This is a genomic window from Polyangiaceae bacterium (assembly GCA_020633235.1).
GTDB lineage: Bacteria > Myxococcota_A > Polyangia > Polyangiales > Polyangiaceae > JACKEA01.
This window is the reverse complement of record JACKEA010000001.1, coordinates 2072917-2089079: the sequence shown is the minus strand read 5'-3', so window position 1 is coordinate 2089079 and position 16163 is coordinate 2072917. Positions and strand designations below refer to the sequence as shown.

10 protein-coding genes are annotated in these 16163 nt (G+C 68.5%); 2 read left to right on the top strand and 8 right to left on the bottom strand.

Annotated elements, in window-relative coordinates; translation table 11 throughout:
* Nucleotides 1-3: 3 nt before the first annotated feature.
* Together H6717_09275 and H6717_09270 are read right to left on the bottom strand one after the other, a co-directional pair.
* On the bottom strand, nucleotides 4-1053 hold the full coding sequence (locus H6717_09275) for a CoA ester lyase (GenBank protein MCB9577202.1): 1050 nt from the start codon (nucleotides 1051-1053) through the stop codon (nucleotides 4-6).
* Nucleotides 1054-1169: 116 nt separating this feature from the next.
* Nucleotides 1170-2939: a hypothetical protein gene (locus H6717_09270; GenBank protein ID MCB9577201.1), complete on the bottom strand. Its 1770-nt coding sequence runs from the start codon at nucleotides 2937-2939 to the stop codon at nucleotides 1170-1172.
* Between the two features lie 457 nt (nucleotides 2940-3396).
* Between H6717_09270 and H6717_09265 the strand changes: the two genes are divergently transcribed.
* Entirely contained in the window at nucleotides 3397-4851 is a 1455-nt protein-coding gene (locus H6717_09265) for a zinc-ribbon domain-containing protein (GenBank protein MCB9577200.1), read from the top strand.
* 1 nt (nucleotide 4852) lies between these two features.
* Here H6717_09265 and H6717_09260 read toward each other — a convergent pair whose 3' ends face one another.
* From H6717_09260 to H6717_09245, 4 genes are all read right to left on the bottom strand, one after another.
* Nucleotides 4853-7312, bottom strand: a complete 2460-nt coding sequence (locus H6717_09260; protein MCB9577199.1) for a HEAT repeat domain-containing protein — start codon at nucleotides 7310-7312, stop codon at nucleotides 4853-4855.
* A gap of 27 nt (nucleotides 7313-7339) precedes the next feature.
* Entirely contained in the window at nucleotides 7340-8278 is a 939-nt protein-coding gene (locus H6717_09255) for a CDP-alcohol phosphatidyltransferase family protein (GenBank protein MCB9577198.1), read from the bottom strand.
* Between the two features lie 68 nt (nucleotides 8279-8346).
* The gene (gene hisC / locus H6717_09250) at nucleotides 8347-10266 is read right to left on the bottom strand and encodes a histidinol-phosphate transaminase (GenBank protein ID MCB9577197.1); all 1920 of its coding nucleotides are present in this window, start codon (nucleotides 10264-10266) and stop codon (nucleotides 8347-8349) included.
* 441 nt (nucleotides 10267-10707) lie between these two features.
* The gene (locus H6717_09245; protein ID MCB9577196.1) at nucleotides 10708-11439 is read right to left on the bottom strand and encodes a phosphocholine cytidylyltransferase family protein; all 732 of its coding nucleotides are present in this window, start codon (nucleotides 11437-11439) and stop codon (nucleotides 10708-10710) included.
* 49 nt (nucleotides 11440-11488) lie between these two features.
* Between H6717_09245 and H6717_09240 the strand changes: the two genes are divergently transcribed.
* A complete protein-coding gene (locus tag H6717_09240; protein ID MCB9577195.1) occupies nucleotides 11489-12802 on the top strand; it encodes an inositol-3-phosphate synthase in 1314 nt (437 codons plus the stop codon).
* A 395-nt stretch (nucleotides 12803-13197) separates the two neighbouring features.
* Here the strand turns inward: H6717_09240 and H6717_09235 are convergent, their stop codons facing one another.
* On the bottom strand, nucleotides 13198-15402 hold the full coding sequence (locus H6717_09235; protein ID MCB9577194.1) for a hypothetical protein: 2205 nt from the start codon (nucleotides 15400-15402) through the stop codon (nucleotides 13198-13200).
* Complete coding sequence (locus H6717_09230) at nucleotides 15399-16160, bottom strand: DUF4159 domain-containing protein (protein MCB9577193.1); 762 nt, start codon at nucleotides 16158-16160, stop codon at nucleotides 15399-15401. The genes H6717_09235 and H6717_09230 overlap by 4 nt, the downstream gene beginning before the upstream one ends.
* Nucleotides 16161-16163: the final 3 nt, after the last annotated feature.

Genomic DNA, 16163 nt, shown 5'->3' with positions numbered 1-16163 from the left:
GCGTCACATTCCGTACTTCTGTCGCATCTCGGGGTCTCGCTGTGCGATCAGCGCGGCCATTTCGAGCATCACCTTGCACTGCTTGTAGGTGGCGTCGTCCTGCATCTTGCCGTCGACCATCACCGCACCGCTGCCGTCTCCCATGGCCTCGACCACGCGCTGGGCCCACTTCACCTCGTCCGGAGGCGGGCTGTACACGCGCTTGGCGATCTCGATCTGCACCGGGTGGAGCGACCACGCGCCCACGCAGCCCATCAGGAACGCATTACGGAACTGATCCTCGCACGCCACGGTGTCAGCGATGTCACCGAACGGGCCGTAGTAGGGCAAGATGCCGTTCGCGGTGCACGCGTCCACCATGCGCGCCAGCGTGTAGTGCCAGAGGTCTTGCTGTGCGGTGGCCCGCGGCGCGTCCGGCGCGCCGGCGTCCGGATCCGCGCGGACCAGGTAACCCGGGTGCCCGCCGCCCACGCGCGTCGTCTTCATGCGCCGCGAGGCCGCCAGGTCCGCTGGTCCCAAGCTCAGCCCCTGCATGCGTGGGCTGGCTGCGGCGATCTCTTCCACGTGATTCACGCCACTGGCCGTCTCCAGGATCGCGTGCACCAGCAGCGGCTTCTTCAACCCGTGCTTGGCCTCCAGCTGCGCCAGCAACTGATCCACGAAGTGGATGTCCCAAGGGCCTTCCACCTTCGGCACCATCACCACGTCCAGCTTGTCGCCGATCTCGGCCACCAAGCGCACCACGTCGTCGAGGAACCAGGGGCTGTTGAGGGCGTTCACCCGCGTCCACAGCTGCGTCTCGCCGAAGTCGATCTCGCGGCCGAGCTTGGACAAACCTTCCCGCGCGTCGATCTTCTTGTCGCTCTGAACGCCGTCCTCGAGATTGCCGAGCAAGACGTCGACCTTCTTGGCGATGTCCGGCACCTTCGCGACCATCTTCGCGTTGCTCGGATCGAAGAAGTGGATCATGCGCGACGGCCGAAACGGGATCTCCGTCAGCGGTTTCGGGGCGCCCACGGCCATCGGCTTGAAAAAGTCTCGCGCGCTCTTCATGCCCCCATTGGTGTCCCGTCACGCGGGCGAGCGCAACCACCAGACGGCGCAAAAATGTACTGAGCCCCCGTCCCGAAGGGCGGGGGCTCCAAAGGGCACACAAACTTTGCGCGCTTCTACTCGAAGCGAACGCCCACGCTGCTGGTGCCGCCGGCCTTGACGCTGGTGGAGGCCACCTTGCGACCGAGCTCGGGGTGGACGAACACCACCGTGTGGCTGCCTGGGCTGACGGACACGCCCATCTGCGGGGTCATGCCCAACGGACGACCATCGAGCACGACGTTGGCGCGCGGAATGGAGTTGATGTTGAGCTTCGCCTGAGCCGCGGGCTCGGGCTTGGTCGCATCGCTCTTGTCCGCCGCGCTCGCCTTCACCGCGCCCGGCTTCTGCACGGCCGCCTTGGCCGCAGGCGCCTGAGCGGTCTTCTTCTCCGCAGGCGCCAGCTTGTCCAAGCTGGTGGTGGAGACCTCGTCGTCGGCAGCCTTTTCCGGGGCGGCCTTCTCGGGGGCGGCCTTGTCGCTCGACGCCTCGGCCGCGCTCGGCGCCGATGCCTTGGGGGCCAAGTCGATGTTGAGCACGGCTTCGTTACCGCGCTCAACCGACACCGCGCGAGCGGCCGTCGCCTCGTAGCCCGGCGCCTCGGCGTGGATGAAGTGTGCACCCGCGGTGAGCCCCTCGATGCGACACGGCGACGTCGAGCACTTGACCGCGCCGTCCGCGAACACCTTCACTCCATCTACGGCCTTGCCCCCGGGTCCGGCCGCGGTGACCACGACGGTGCCGGTGTTGGCGCCACCGAAGCCGAGGGCCTTGCCGCCGACCACCACGCCGGCACCGATGAACGCCAGCGCGGCGGCCGCCACTGCGAACATCGGGAGCTTCGAACGCCGCGGGGGCGGCGGCAGCACGGATTCCGCCACGGGAGGGATGCTGCTCAGTCGCGCGCTCGACGACGCATCGGCGTTCAGCACCATCGGCTTGGGCGGGACCGGCACGCTCAACGCGGGTGCCGAAAGACTCGGCGACGACGTCCGCGAGGGCGGCGGCGAAGCGATGGGCGGCAAGCGCACGGCGCTCGGCGGCGGCGCGGGCACGCGGCTCGGCGGCGGCGCCAAGGGACGGCTCATCGGCGCGCGGCTCGGCGGTGCCACGGAGCGGCTGGCCGGCGGCGGCGCGGGCACACGGCTCGACAGCGCGCCGAGGGACGGCACGGGCGAGGACATCGGCGACGAGAGCGCGACCGTCGGGCTGTCGTCCAGATCCTCGTCGTACATGGGCACGATCGGCTTCTTCTCTTTGACGAGGGCGTCGAGGGAGCTACCGGTCGGCGTCTTGTCGTCTTCGGAGACTTTCGCGTTGTCGATCGCGCTCGGCAGCGCGTCGGCGACTTCCGTGTCGTCGATCGTCTCGGCGTCGTCGCTCACCTCGCGCGCGTCGAGGGTCTCGGCCTCGTCGCTCACCTCGCGCGCGTCGAGCGTCTCCGCGTCGTCGCTGACCTCGCGGGCGTCGATGGTCTCCGCTTCGTCGTCTTCTACGATGGCCGCGTCGAGCAGCTCGGGCTCGGGCGGCGCCTTCACCTTCACGGTGGACACCGGTCCCCGCAAGCTGGGCGGAGGTGGCGGCGCGCTTTTCAGTCCGGACGGACGCGGCAAGCTGGGCGGAGGCGGCGGTGCGCTTTTCAGCACGGGCGGACGCTGCACACTGGGAGGAGCGGGCGGCGCTGCGCGGCGCGAAGGAGGTGGTGCGACCCTGCGTGTCGAAACGGGACCCGATGCGGGTGGCCGAAACGGACTGTCCGCGGACTGCTTCTTCTTCGTGAGCTCGGGGAAGAGCGCGTCGTCGAGGGACGGCTTGTCGTGGGACGGGGCGGACTGAAGGTCGACCATGGCAGCTCCCTTTTGATGCTTGCGGCTCGGCCGGCGGGCCCGGCCGTCGAGATGCGGCACTTTACCCGGAATTTCTCTGAGTGCACGGTCCTTTCACGCAAGCGTTGCCGGAAGTGCACCCGCGTCGGCTGCTGTCGGAGGAATTTTTCGTCGAGGCCGGAGAGGGCGAAACGGCCGCGAGGTTCCGCGGCGGACCGACAGGAGGATCCGGACCCAGGCCTTTCGATCCCAAGGTCCACCGTGGTGGGCGGGTCGGACTTCGAGCAGCACCTCGCTCACCTTTCCGTCGCCGAGTTTGGAGCGTGGTGGACCGGCCCGGGGGATGATAAAACCCCCGGACTTGCTCGACTCTTAGACCGAAATGTGAACGCAAGCGTATCTCTTGGTAATATATGAAAAATCACTCTCGTGACTGCCCCGGAGCAACTGCTTGGGGGCCGACCAGGAAGGCCGAACTGTGAAGATCTCCTGCCCTTCGTGTGCGGCTAAGTACTCGATTGCCGACGAAAAGGTTCAGAACCGCCTCGCGAAGATCCGCTGCCGCAAGTGCAGCACGACGATCGTCATCGACGGCAAGGTCGACCCGCCGAACGTGTACGCGGCGGACGCGTCCATGCCTTCGCAAGCCGACGCTCCAGCCACGAGCGATCCGAGCGCAGCCGCGGCAAGTGCTGCCGCGCCCGCCGCAGCAGGTGGTGAGTACTCGGTGGACTTCGGCGACAACGATCAGCGCGCCATGCCGCTCGCTGCTCTGGTCGAGGCGTACAACGCCGGACAGGTGACCGCCGAGACCTTCGTGTGGGCCGACGGAATGCCAGACTGGCAGCCTCTTGGAGAGGTGCCGGAGATCGTGGACGCGCTGCATGCCGCAGCGTCTGGAAGCATGGCACCGGCGCCAGCACCATCGGAGCCAGCGCCCGCGCCAGAGCCGCAGGAGCCGGTGAGCGCTGCGGCAGCTGCTGCTCTCGCCGCGGGTGGCTCTCAGCCTTTCGCACCACAAGCGAGCTCGCCGTGGGAAGCGTCCGCGGCTGGCGTACGCGCAGCGACTGCACCTGGTGGTGGTCGCGGCTCGACGGCAGATCTGTTCGGCGGCTTCGACACCGCCGGCAGTGAGTCGGACGTCACGACCAGCGCGCCACAAGAAGCCGCCCCAGCGCCCGCTGCGGCCGCTACCGGCGCCCGGAACGAGTCATCGGTGCTGTTCTCCCTCAGCGCGCTCACGGCTTCCGCTCCCGCCACGGCATCCAAGCCTGCGGCGATGCCTTCGGCCTCGCCTTCCGCGTCGTCGTCATCATCCGGTTCGGCAACCAAGGACGACTCCGGCCTGATCGACTTGAAGGCCCTGACGGCCGCGTCGGAGGCTCCTGCCGCCGCGCCTTTGGCGCCTTCTCCGCTCGGAATCGCTTCTCCTTTGGGCGTCGCGCCGCTGGGTAGCCCAGCAGCAGATGCCGCTGCCGCGGCCATGCCGATGCCGCAGCAGAAGAGCAAGACGGGCATGTTCGTGTTCGCCGGCATCGCCTTCGCGGCGGTGGTGATTGCGGCCGCGATCATCATCACCAGCAGCGGCAAGGAACCCCCCCCCGCACCGACCGCGGCCGCCCCGACCGCCGCGCCTGCGCCCACTCCCGCTCCGACGCCCACCCCGGAAGCGACGGTCGCGGCCAAGCCGCCCGCTACCGGCACCGCGGAAGAAGAGCCCGACAAGGCACCGGAGAGCGGCAAGCCCAAGGCGACGGCTGCGGCGGTGCGCAAGCCGAGCGGCGGCACCAGCAAGCCGAGCGGCGGCACCAGCAAGCCGAGCGGCGGCACCAGCAAGCCTGCGACCAAGCCCGCCACCAAGCCGAAGAGCGGCGGGTGCGGGTGCGCGCCCGGCGATCTGCAGTGCGCCATGCGCTGCGCCGCAGGAGGCTGAGTCAACGCAGGAGCGGCGCCGGGACGGAGAGGGAAACCTCACCGCGCGGCGCCGCGATCTCGAACACCTGACCGCGGCGGTCGGTCAAACCGTAGCGCGTGCTGCCGTCCGACAGCACCAGAGCAAAGGGCGCACGCGGTACTGCGTCAGCCTCGCCCAGCGGAACGACGACGACGCTGATCGGCTCGCTACCTTTCGGCAATGGCTCCACTTCCCGAGCGCAAGCTGCAGCGACGACACCGGAATGGTCCTCCGCCGCGCAGCGCTCGAGCAAAGCGTGGTCCTTCTCGGGCTGACCACTTGGCACCCGTGCCACCAAGCGTGCCGCCCGGGCACGCACCAGCTCGGAGCGATCGGCCTCCAGCAGACCTCGCTCTGGTGCCTTTGCGCAGCGCACCTTGGCCAGCGCGAGGCCGTCCAGCGCACTGGCACGCACCGCGGCGCGCGGATCGGTGAGCCGCGGGCACAGCGCCTTTTCCGCGTGAAGCTTGGAGCGACGCGCGACGCGACCCAGGGCCGCGGCGGCGTTGGCAGCCACCGCGACGTCCCGGTCGCCGAGGGCGTGAACCAAGAGCGCTTCGTCGCTCCCCTGCCCGACCACGCCCAGCGACCAGATGGCGTTGGCCCGCACGGCCCCATCCACGTCCTTGGCGAGGCTGGCGAGAAGCGGGCGCGCGTCCTTCCGGCCGGCCACGGCCTCGGCGAGCTTGGCGCGATCTTCCACGCCGGCCTCTTCCTTCGCGAAGCGAACGAGACGCGCGAAAGTCTTTTCGCCGGGCGCGCGAGCGAACGCCTCCAGCAGCGCGTCGCGCTGCCCGCCGCGACTCGCGAGCACCAGCTTCTGCACGCGCTCCACGTCTGCGGGGATCTCGTCGTGGGCCATGGCGCCGGAGAGCGCCAGCGCCAGAGCCCCGCGGTCCTGCTCCGCGGCTTCCTCCAGTCGATCCAAGATCGCTCGCGAGCTCTTGCCCGAAGCGGTACGCCGGAGCGCCACGGCCGCCGCGAGGCGCACCTGTGGCTCGTCCGCGTCCAGTGCCTCGAGCATCACCGCGTCCATCTTCGCGCCCTGGATTTCGCCCAAGGCTTCCAGCGCGGCGACGCGCAGTCGTTCTGCGTCCGCCGCTTCCGCCAGCGGCGCGAGCACCTTCGCGGCTCGCGTCGAGCCCGTCTGCCCCAAGAGTCGGATCAGTGCGACGCTCTCGCCGGCGTGCCTGCGCGCCTTGTCTAGAGCGCGAGCTATCGGCTCGACGGCGCGTCCGTCGGGTTTCTGAGGATCCAACAGCGCAGCGCTCGCGTCGATGGCGTCCACGCGCACGAGCGGGTCCGGATCCTCGAGGTGCTCGAGCACCGTTGGCAAGCTCGCGGGATCGCCGATGGAGCCCAGGGCAGCGAGCGCTGCGCGGGGACGCACCACGCCGCGGCGCAGCGCCCCCACCAGGGCCGTCACCGCCACGCGGTCGCCGATGTCGCCAAGGGCCAAGGCGCAACCGTCCGCCACGGCGGGCGCGGGCTGCCCCGCGAGGCACTTCTCCAGACGAGGTACGGCCTTCGCTCCCATGCCCGACAGTGCGCGGCGCGCTGCTCCCTTGCCACTGCCGTCGTCGTCCGACGCCAGCGCTGCGATCACCACGTCCAGGGCTTCCGGCGTGGCGATGCGCGCGAGCGCATCCAGCGCAGCGGCGCGCACCGGGGAACGCGGGTCGTCCTCGACCAATGCGCTGACGGCCAGCGTCGCCTGGGGATCCGCGAGACGCCCCAAAGCCTCGAGCGCCCCCACGCGCACGATTTCGTCGGGGTCCCGCAGGGCCAACAGCAGCGCGCTGCTGGCTCGGCGATCTCCGAGCTCGCCCAGCGCCACCGCCACGGCGCGCCGCACGTTCGGTCGGCTGTCTTGGATCTTCCCGATCAGCGGCACCACCGCGCGGGCGTCCCCCAGGCGCGCCAAAGCGCTCACCACTGCGCGCCGCACCGCCGGCGAGGTGTCGTCCAAGTGCCCGAGCAGGGGCATCGTCGCGCCCGCTTCTTGCGATGCGCCGAGCGCCTCCGCGGCCGCAGCGCGCACGCCGCCGTCGGGATCCGACAGCGCGCGTCCGAGCGCGCCTACGGCGCGCTTCTCCGGAGCGCGGATCAAGAGCTCCGCCGCCGACAGCCTCACGCGGCGGTCAGGATCACTGAGCCAGGAGATCACTCGCTCCCCCGCTCCGGCGACCCCGAGCTCCAACGCGACGCCCGCCGCGGCCAGGCGAACCTCGGCGTCGGGATCCTCGAGCGCCACCAGCACCAGCCGTCGGGCCACGGACTCCGGCAACTGGCCGAGGCGCTGCGCGGCCTTGCGGCGGGCACCGACGTCGCTCGCCTTGAGCTGCTTCTCGACGCGCTCGGCGGCGTTGGGCCAGACGAAAGCACTCGCGCTGGTGGACGCGAGCAGAAAGCCGAGGGTGACCGCTAGTCGAACGCGCACGGCTCCGAGCCTAGCACGACGAAAGCGTCAGCCCTGATCCGGCAGCCGTAGGCCCATTTCGCCGAAAGCCGCCGCGGAAGCGCGACGCTGGCGGGGGCGGAGGTAGCCGTAGAACACACCGTTCAAGACCACCAGCCGCACCACCATGTACCACTCCAGCAGATTCAGCGCGGAGAACAGCGCGATGCCGAACACCAACGAGCCGAAGCCGAACCAGCTGCGCCACACACGCATGAGTCGACCCGCGTGCTTCTCGTAGATGGCGGCATTCTCCTCGGAGTAGGCCGGAAACAGATTCAGGCGCGCGCTGGTATTGGGATCGAAGCCGTGAACGTAGTCCGCCTGGCTCTTCACGTAGAAGAGGTAGATCGGCCAAGCCAGCTTGGCGAAGACTCCGCGCTTCTCCTTGTTCGCGCGATAGCGCTCGAGGGCAGCCTCGTAGTCTTCGCCCTCTTTGAACGTAGGGCTCGTGAAGCGCAGGTACACGTTCTTGTAGTGGTCGTACATCCCGGTGTGGAACGAGCCGGTGACGGCGGTCGCCGCGCACACCCCCAACACCGCTACTCCGAGCCACAGGGGCTCGTGGAACTTCGACCAGATCACCCAGATGCCCCCGCCCACGGCGGCCACGCTCACGACCAGATCCGCTGCGCCGTCGAGCATGCGACCGAACACGCTGGACGTGCCGCGCATGCGAGCCAGCTGGCCGTCCGCGCAGTCGAAGATGGCGGACAGGAAGATCGCGGCGCCGCCCACCTGCATGTGCCACGCGAAGCTCGAGAACAGGGACACGCCGCCGACGAGCCCGAACACGATGGAGATCATCGTGACCAGGTTCGGCGATACGGGCGTGGGCAGCAGGGCGCGGGCCAGCAGGTAGGCCAGGGGCCGGTGCACCCACACGTCGATGGGCTCCTCGACCGCGAGAGGCTTGAGGCTCTTCCAGTACCCAGCCCAGAAACCCACGTCCGAGACCCTAGCCCGGGCACCGTCGGTTTCGCTACCGGAGGCCAGGGTCGACGCCATTTCTCAGCTCACTCCGCGTCGCTGCCCATGGCGTAGGCGGGCACGCCCACCTCGCGCGCAGGAACACGGCTGACGGCGCGTTCGAAGGCAGCCACGCAGCGACGGTTCTGCTCGCGTGTTCCCACCGTCACGCGCACGTAGGTCTTGTTCGCGTGGTGGGAGGCCAGGGACCGAATCAGGATCCCCTGGGCCAAGATCAGCCGCACGATGTCGTCGGCGCTCATGCGAGTGCCCGACACGTCCACCAGGATGAAGTTTCCGTCGCTCGGCAGCGCCACGACGCCGGGGATCCGGGACAAGCCGATGGCCAGCTCGGCCCGCGCCGTGCGCAGCTCGGAGAGCCGAGACTCCTGCTCGGCCACGTCGTCCAGCGCAGCGCTCGCGGCGGCCAGCGTGATGGCCGGCACGTTCCACGGCACCTTCACGCGGGACAGCAGGCGGATGAGCGCGGCGTGCGCGAAGGCGTAACCGAGCCGCAGCCCCGCGAGCCCAAAGGCCTTGGAGAAGGTCCGCAGCACGATCGCGTTGGGGAACTCCTTGAGCAGGTACGCGTAGGACTCACTCGACCCGAGCTCGAAGTACGCCTCGTCGATCACCGTGGGCAGGCCCAGGCGCAGGATGCGGCGGAGATCCGCTTCCGGCACTCGATTGCCGGTGGGGTTGTTCGGCGTGCACAGGAAGATGACCTTGGTGCGCTCCGTCACGGCGCGCAGCAGGCCCAACATGTCGTGGTCGTGGTCTTCGGTCATGGGAACCAGGACCGGAATGCCGCCCACGGTGCGCGTGCGCGCCTCGTACATGCTGAAGGTGGGAACCGACAGCAGCACCTCTTCGCCAGCACCCACGAAGGTACGGATGACGACGTCGATGAGCTCCGTCGAGCCCGCGCCGAGGATCACGTTCTCGTCGCTGAAGCCCTCACGGTCCGCCAGCTTCTTGCGCAGCGCGGGCCCGCCGCTGGGGTACAGGTGGCCGTTCCGCGCGGCGTCCAGGATGGCCGCGAGAACCCGCTCGCTCGGCGCGAAGGGGCTCTCGTTGCTCATCATCCGCACCACGTCCCCGCGGTCCGCGATGGCGAAATGGTCCTCGTTGTAGGGCTTTACCGCGCGCACCCAGCTGGGCGCGAACATCTCCATGGCCTCGGGATCCACCACCTGGGGCACGCCCGCGCCGGGCTCGTCGCCCAGGGCATCCCCGAACACCCGAAGCATGGCCTCCGCACGCTCGAGCGCCGCCGGAGTGTCCACGTCGATCCAACGCACGTCCCCCACGTCCACGCCGACGAACTTGCCGCGCGCCGCCAACGCCCGCACACCGTCCGACAGCGAGCAGTCCCCGTCTCGTGCATCGAGCACGGCCAGCTCGCGAATCAGCTCCGGGCCGATGCGGAACACGCCGGTGTCGATGGCGTCGTACTCCGAGAGCTCCTTTTCGATGTCCGTGATGCGACCTTGCGACAAACGCACCTTGGTGGCGTCGTCGATGTCGAAGCACCGCTCGATGTCGAAGTCGACGCCCAGGGCGCAGGTGCCGGCGGTCAGATCCGCCGACAGCAGCCGCCGCACCAGCTCGGGCGAGTACAGGTGATCCGCCATGGTGAGGATGCATTCGCGATCCACCCACTGCGCCGCGGCCAAGAGCGACACGCCGTTCTTGTCGAGGTAACGGTCGTTGTCCACGAACGCGATCTCGAGTCCCAGGCTGGGCTCACTGGTCAGCACCCGTCGGATCTCGTCCCCGCGGTGTCCCACCACGACCACGGCCTGCTGGATGCCGGCTTCCTGCAGCGTTCGCAGCACCCGGACGAGAAGCGGCACACCGAAAACCGGGCGGAGCGGCTTCGGCGTGGGCGCAGCTCCGTTGCCCAATCGGGATCCGGTGCCCGCAGCCAACACCACGGCGCGGGTGACTCGTCGTTCAGCCTTCATCTCGTCTCGCTTTCATCCCAAGCTTCGAAGAGGGCGCGTGGATACCACGCATCGCGTTAACCCAACAAATTCTTTTTTCTTTTGAATGGTTACGCGATTGGTGGGTGTCGCTCCTACACCACACTGTGGCGATGGAGCAACAGTCGTGAGACGACCGCCGGCCGAAAGGCCGAAGTGCCTACCAGTGCTCCCGGATGCCCGGGAACCCGAGCCGTCACGCCGTCTTACGAGCTCTACCCGATTGCTCTCTCCTACTGATCGACCTCTGCGGCCTCCAGAAGAGCAAGCCGGGTGCCAGCGCCGAGGTGCGTCAGTGCGTTCGCACCTCTCGAGTGTCTGCCCGAGGTTGCTCGGACTTGGCAGTTCGCGGCCTGCGTAAACGAAAGGACCCAGGCGTGCGGACGAGCAACACCGTGACCTTTGGATCGTGGCAAGCGCCGCTCAGCGCTCGGCGCTGACCATCGCTTTCGCGCGCTCGAGATCCGCCGCGTCATCCACTTCCGTCCAGGGCAGGTCGCCCACGTCGACCGCTTCGGCGGACAGCGTTCCGAGCAACTCCCCATACACGTCCTCGTAATACAGATCGGTTCGCCCGGCGTTCATCGCCGCGACGAGAGCGTCGAACAAAGGCGTCACGGCGGCCTCGGCAATGCGTTCGATTCCGATGGTTTCCCCCGCCGACTCGGAGATGGCAATGCCCTTGCCGAAGCGTGCGATGCGTTCGTCATCCGCGAGCGCGACCTTCATTGCCTCGGCGTCCAACGGACGTTGCCGATCCACCGCGACGGCGATGTCCGCCGTCGACGCTTCGAGGCGATCGAGCACGCTTTTTCGGAAGATCACGTCGCCGTCGAGCTTGAAGAACGCGCGCCCGCCGATGGCATCACGACACAGCGCGAGGGACACCGCGTTTTGCGTGCTGTCGTAGCGTTCGTTCAAACAGTAGACCGCGGACACGGGTGCGCCTTCTAGCGCTGACTTTACTGCGTCTTCACGGTAGCCCGTAGCCAACACCACGCTCTCGACACCATGCTCCGCGAGCAGGCGCAGCGCGCGTCCCAGGATCGTTTCCGGGCCGACGGGCACCAGCGCCTTGGGCCGATCGTCCGTGAGCGGCCGCAGCCGTGAGCCGATACCGGCAACCAGGATCACCGCGAGGGTCGTCGCTTTCATGACGGCGGACGATTGCATACGGGCACGCGCCTTGCTACTCACCGCCGCCATGAAGCAGCCCCAACAACTTCAAAAGACCGACGGCAAGCTCGCCGTCTTGTTGCCCGGACTGGGCGCCGTCGCCACGACCTTCGTCGCGGGCTGCATGCTGGCGCGCAAAGGCCTGGGTGAGCCCGTCGGCTCACTCACGCAAATGGGCACCATTCGTTTGGGCAAGCGCACGGACAACCGCGCCCCCAAGATCAAGGACTTCGCTCCCCTGGCGGAGCTCGACCAGCTCGAGTTCGCCGGTTGGGATCTGTTTCCGGACGACGCTTACGAGGCCGCCAGCACCGCGAAGGTGCTCGAGGCGCGCCACCTCGACGCCATCAAGGACGAGCTCAGTCAGCTGCGTCCGATGAAGGCCGTGTTCTATCCGGAGTACGTCAAGCGTCTGCACGGGACCCACCTCAAGACCGGTAAGACCAAGGCCGACATGGTGGAAGCGCTCCGAGAGGACATCCGCAATACCATCAAGGAGAAGGGCTGCAGCCGCGCCGTCGCCGTGTGGTGTGGTTCCACCGAGATCTACGTGGAGCCCAGCGAGGTGCACCAGACCATCGCGAGCTTCGAGAAGGGCCTACTCGAAAACCACTCGCAGATCTCGAGCTCGATGCTCTACGCCTGGGCCTGCCTCAAAGAAGGCGTGCCCTACGCCAACGGCGCTCCCAACTTGAGCCTCGATTTCCCCGCCGCGCAGCAGCTGGCGCGGGAGACCAACACGCCCATCGCAGGCAAGGACTTCAAGACCGGGCAAACGCTGATGAAGACGATCCTCGCGCCCGGCCTCAAGGCGCGCATGATCGGTCTTTCCGGCTGGTTTTCCACCAACATCTTGGGCAACCGGGACGGCGAGGTGCTCGACGATCCGGAGAACTTCAAGACCAAGGAAGTGAGCAAGCTCGGCGTGCTCGAGCACGTGCTGCAACCGGACGTGTACCCCGACCTCTACGGCAACGTGTACCACAAGGTTCGCATCAACTATTACCCGCCCCGCGGCGACGCGAAGGAAGGCTGGGACAACCTCGACATCTTCGGTTGGCTCGGTTACCCGATGCAGATCAAGGTCGACTTCTTGTGCCGCGACTCGATCCTCGCCGCGCCCATCGTGCTGGACCTCGCGCTGTTCATGGATCTCGCCAAGCGCGCGGGCTTCCGCGGCGTGCAAGAGTGGCTCTCGTTCTACTTCAAGAGCCCGATGGTCGCCGAGAGGCTGTACCCGGAGCACGACCTATTCATCCAGAGCATGAAGCTCAAGAACACGCTGCGTTGGATGATGGGCGAGGATCTGATCACGCACTTGGGCAACGAGTATTACGATTGAGCGCTCGGCGATTCGCCTTCGGCGAATCCCCTCGGGGATTTTTCTACACCGCTCTGACCTTCAACGCCTCGCGACTCTTCCATCCCCAATCAAGCACGCGCCCGGCCTCGCCGGGTTCTCCCTCATGTCTCAGTGAACGGGTCCCTACCCGTTCGCTTCTGAATCGCTGTTCGCTTCTGAGACGCCGGAGCCTCCTGTTCGCTGGTCCGCTCCCTCTTCGCGTCGCCGACCGTTCGCGCTCCGATTTCGTTCGCGTTCTGGCTGAAGGCGTCGGCCCGTGTCTTTATTTTGTTGGTCCGGCGCGGAAAGGGCGTGGAGCGTGGTTCCGCGGCGGACCGACATGAGAACGGACCCGGACGACGGTGCCGGTGCGAGCTCGCGCGCGGCGGTGCGAGCTAGGCGAGACCTCCGCGGCGGCGGGTGAACCAGTGCGCGCCCAGGGCGAGGGCGGCGAGCAGCGTCCATACCCAGGGCGGGAGCACCGGCGTCACGTGGCGTTCGGCGGCGATGCGCGTCGACTCCGGCAGCGGCAATCCCGCCACGTCGTCCGCCGTCACGCTCTTGCCGCCAGTGGCCTCGGCGATTTGCTTCAGACGCTCGGGATCCGGACGCGAGTCGGCCCACGCTTCCCCGCCCTTCTCGCAGGCGAAGTCGTGCCGTGCGGGGGGTGAAGCGCCCACCGTGACCTTCGCGCTGTAGCCTCCGGGCGCGAGATCCCCGAGCGGTACCTGCACGGGACCATCGCTGGATTTGTCGACCGTCTTCTCGACGGGCTTCGGATCCGTCTCCCCGAGCTTCTCCAGGACGACCTTCACCTTGCCTTCGGTGCCCGGCAGCGGAGTGACCCGCAACGTGGTCGGCTCGCCCGAGATGCACTCGTGGGTGAGCTCCACGCGCGCGGCTTCGTAGCGCGGATCGCGCATCAGCCAACCGAGGAGCCCATCCCACAGCGCTCCGTAGCCGCGGCCTGCAGCCTTGGCGCCGAGCTCGCTCCAAGTGAGACGAAAGGTGCCGTCGACACCCAGGGCTATGGTGCGACCGTCCCCCGCTTCTCCCAAAGCCAGGAGCGGCATCGGTTGCCCGTCGGCCCGCCGGGTGGGGTGCTGCCACAAGGTGAGCGCGCCCGGACGTGGCTTGCCCAAGGTGTTGGATCCGGGAAAGCTCGGCAGCTCGTCGCCGAACAAATCCCGGAGCGGCCCGAGCACGGGGGCCACGCGTCCCGCGTCCGTGTAGCTCGGGACGAACTCCGCGGTATCGAAGGGCCGCTCGCTGTCCGGCATCTCCACCGGCAACACGCGGTCGAGGGCGGTGCCAGCGTAGTTGCCGCCGGCGAAGGACGACGGCCCGCCCACCATGATCAGGCCGCCTCCGCTCTCCACGTAGCGCGCCAGGGCCGGCAGGTGCTGCGCCAGCTTGTAGGTGATGGCGTCGATGTCCTGCAACACCACGGCATCGAAGCTGGGCAAGTGCTCGGTGAACAGCTCGTCCACCGGGAACGGGATCAGCGCCAGCTCGGAGTCGTCGTCGGTTCCGGGGTCGTCGCTGTTGGTCCGCAAGATGAAGAACGCGACCAAATCCACGGACTCGTCGCTCTTGAGCCACATGCGAAGCGCACGCACGTCGTAGGTGGGGCGCCCGGCGACGTGGAGCAAGCGCAAACGCTCTCGCGCCACCGAAAAGGTGAGGATGCGGCGGCCATTCTCCGGGATGGTGTCACCGTTCGGCGCGTCGATTTCGACTTCCACCACGCGGGACCCGGCGCGCTCGAGGGTGATCGAGAGCTCTACCGTGGCGCTGCCGTCCTTCACCTCGGCCACGCCGCTGGCGAGCAGCGCGGGCTCGGAGCCGTGACGCAGCTCGCGCACGCGCACCGGGATGCGACCACACTCGAGCCCACCGGCGCAGCCGACCTCGATGGTCAGACTCAAGGGTTGGTGGGCAACCGCGGCACCGGCGGCGCGCACGGCGCGGATGCTGGCGTCCTCCGGGCTCTGCTCGCTGACGCGCACGGTGTTGAGCGGCACGCCGAGGGCGCCCACGGCGCGTTGCACCGCCCGCAAATCGCCCCCCGCTCCCGGCCGCGTCAGGCGACCGTCGCTGACCACCACCACCGCCTGTGGCCGCTCCGCCCCCGACTCGAGAAAGCTCGAAATGGCTCCGGAAAGGTCGCTGTCGGTGGTGAGCCGCGCCGACGGAGCCTTGGGATCGTCGCTCAGCACCGTGGGCTCACCTTCGCCGAAACCCAGTACCCCGAGGCGAGCGCCTTCGAAGTGCTGCTTCATGCTCTCCACGGCTTTGAGCGCGACCTGCCGGCGGGTGCCCCCGGACCCGGGCAAGAGCAGACGCCGGGATTGATCCACCAGCACCACCACCCGTGGGCCGACCATGCTGCCGCGCATCGCGACTCTCACCGGACGAGTCACCGCGAGAGCCAAGAGCAGAGCGCCCAGGATGCCCGTCGCCGCGATGGCCGCGCCCCAGCGCTCACGGCTGCGAAGCTCGAGCAGCAAGAGCGCGATGGAGAGCAGCACCGCGACGGCGACGACCGCGAGCCACGGGGTCGAGAGATCGTCGCTCAGGGCCCAGGAGCGCGTGCTCATGGGCGGCGGCGCGCGCGACGGCGCATGAGCCAAGGCGCGTGCACCTGGTCGTCCTTGTAGTCGGAGCACAGCACGTACATCGCGAGGTTCACCGCGAGGCGCACGGCATGCTCGCGCTGCACGTTGCCGCCGGGCTCCACCGCGAGGGACCAGGAACCGCCACGAGTGCGCGCCAAGGCGCCGAGCAGATCGTGCTGCAAGAAGATCACCTGCGCGGTGTTGCCCCGCACGATGGCCGAGAGCGCGGGCGGGCCGAGGACGCGCCCCACGGGCCGGTCAATGATGTAGTAGGTCTTGTAGATGACGTGGGAGGCGTCGAGCTTGATGGGCGGCGTCGCGGGTAGCACCCGGGCGAGCTCCCGCTTCGCCGCCTTGCCGAACGCCCCGCCGCCAGGGTCGGAGTCGTCCACCACGATCACGCCCCCCAGCTTGATGAAGCGCTCGAGGCCGCGCTTCTCCGGAGCGCTGAGGGACGGGAAATCTCCGCTGCCGGCCCACAGCACGAAGGGCTCGCGGAACAGCTCCGGACTGTCGGCCGCGACGGACTTGTCGTTCAGCCGCGCGGGCGCGCTGGTGCGCCGCACGAGCTCCCAAGCCCACCGCTCCGGCGCGGTGTCGCGCGGGGCGGTGAGCGCCTTGGCTCCGGTGGTGAGCAGCCGGGGCGAGAACGCCCCCGCTTGTCCGAACGCGCTCGCCTTCCTTGCGGTCACCAGCGAGGTGGCGAGCAAGGCGAGCGCATGACGACGACTGAGGCTCACGCA

Coding starts and splice junctions, on each gene's coding strand:
- H6717_09275 (MCB9577202.1), bottom strand. CDS start 1,053: ATGAAGAGCGCGCGAGACTTTTTCAAGCCGATGGCCGTGGGCGCCCCG.
- H6717_09270 (MCB9577201.1), bottom strand. CDS start 2,939: ATGGTCGACCTTCAGTCCGCCCCGTCCCACGACAAGCCGTCCCTCGAC.
- hisC (MCB9577197.1), bottom strand. CDS start 10,266: ATGAAGGCTGAACGACGAGTCACCCGCGCCGTGGTGTTGGCTGCGGGC.
- H6717_09245 (MCB9577196.1), bottom strand. CDS start 11,439: ATGAAAGCGACGACCCTCGCGGTGATCCTGGTTGCCGGTATCGGCTCA.
- H6717_09240 (MCB9577195.1), top strand. CDS start 11,489: ATGAAGCAGCCCCAACAACTTCAAAAGACCGACGGCAAGCTCGCCGTC.
- H6717_09235 (MCB9577194.1), bottom strand. CDS start 15,402: ATGAGCACGCGCTCCTGGGCCCTGAGCGACGATCTCTCGACCCCGTGG.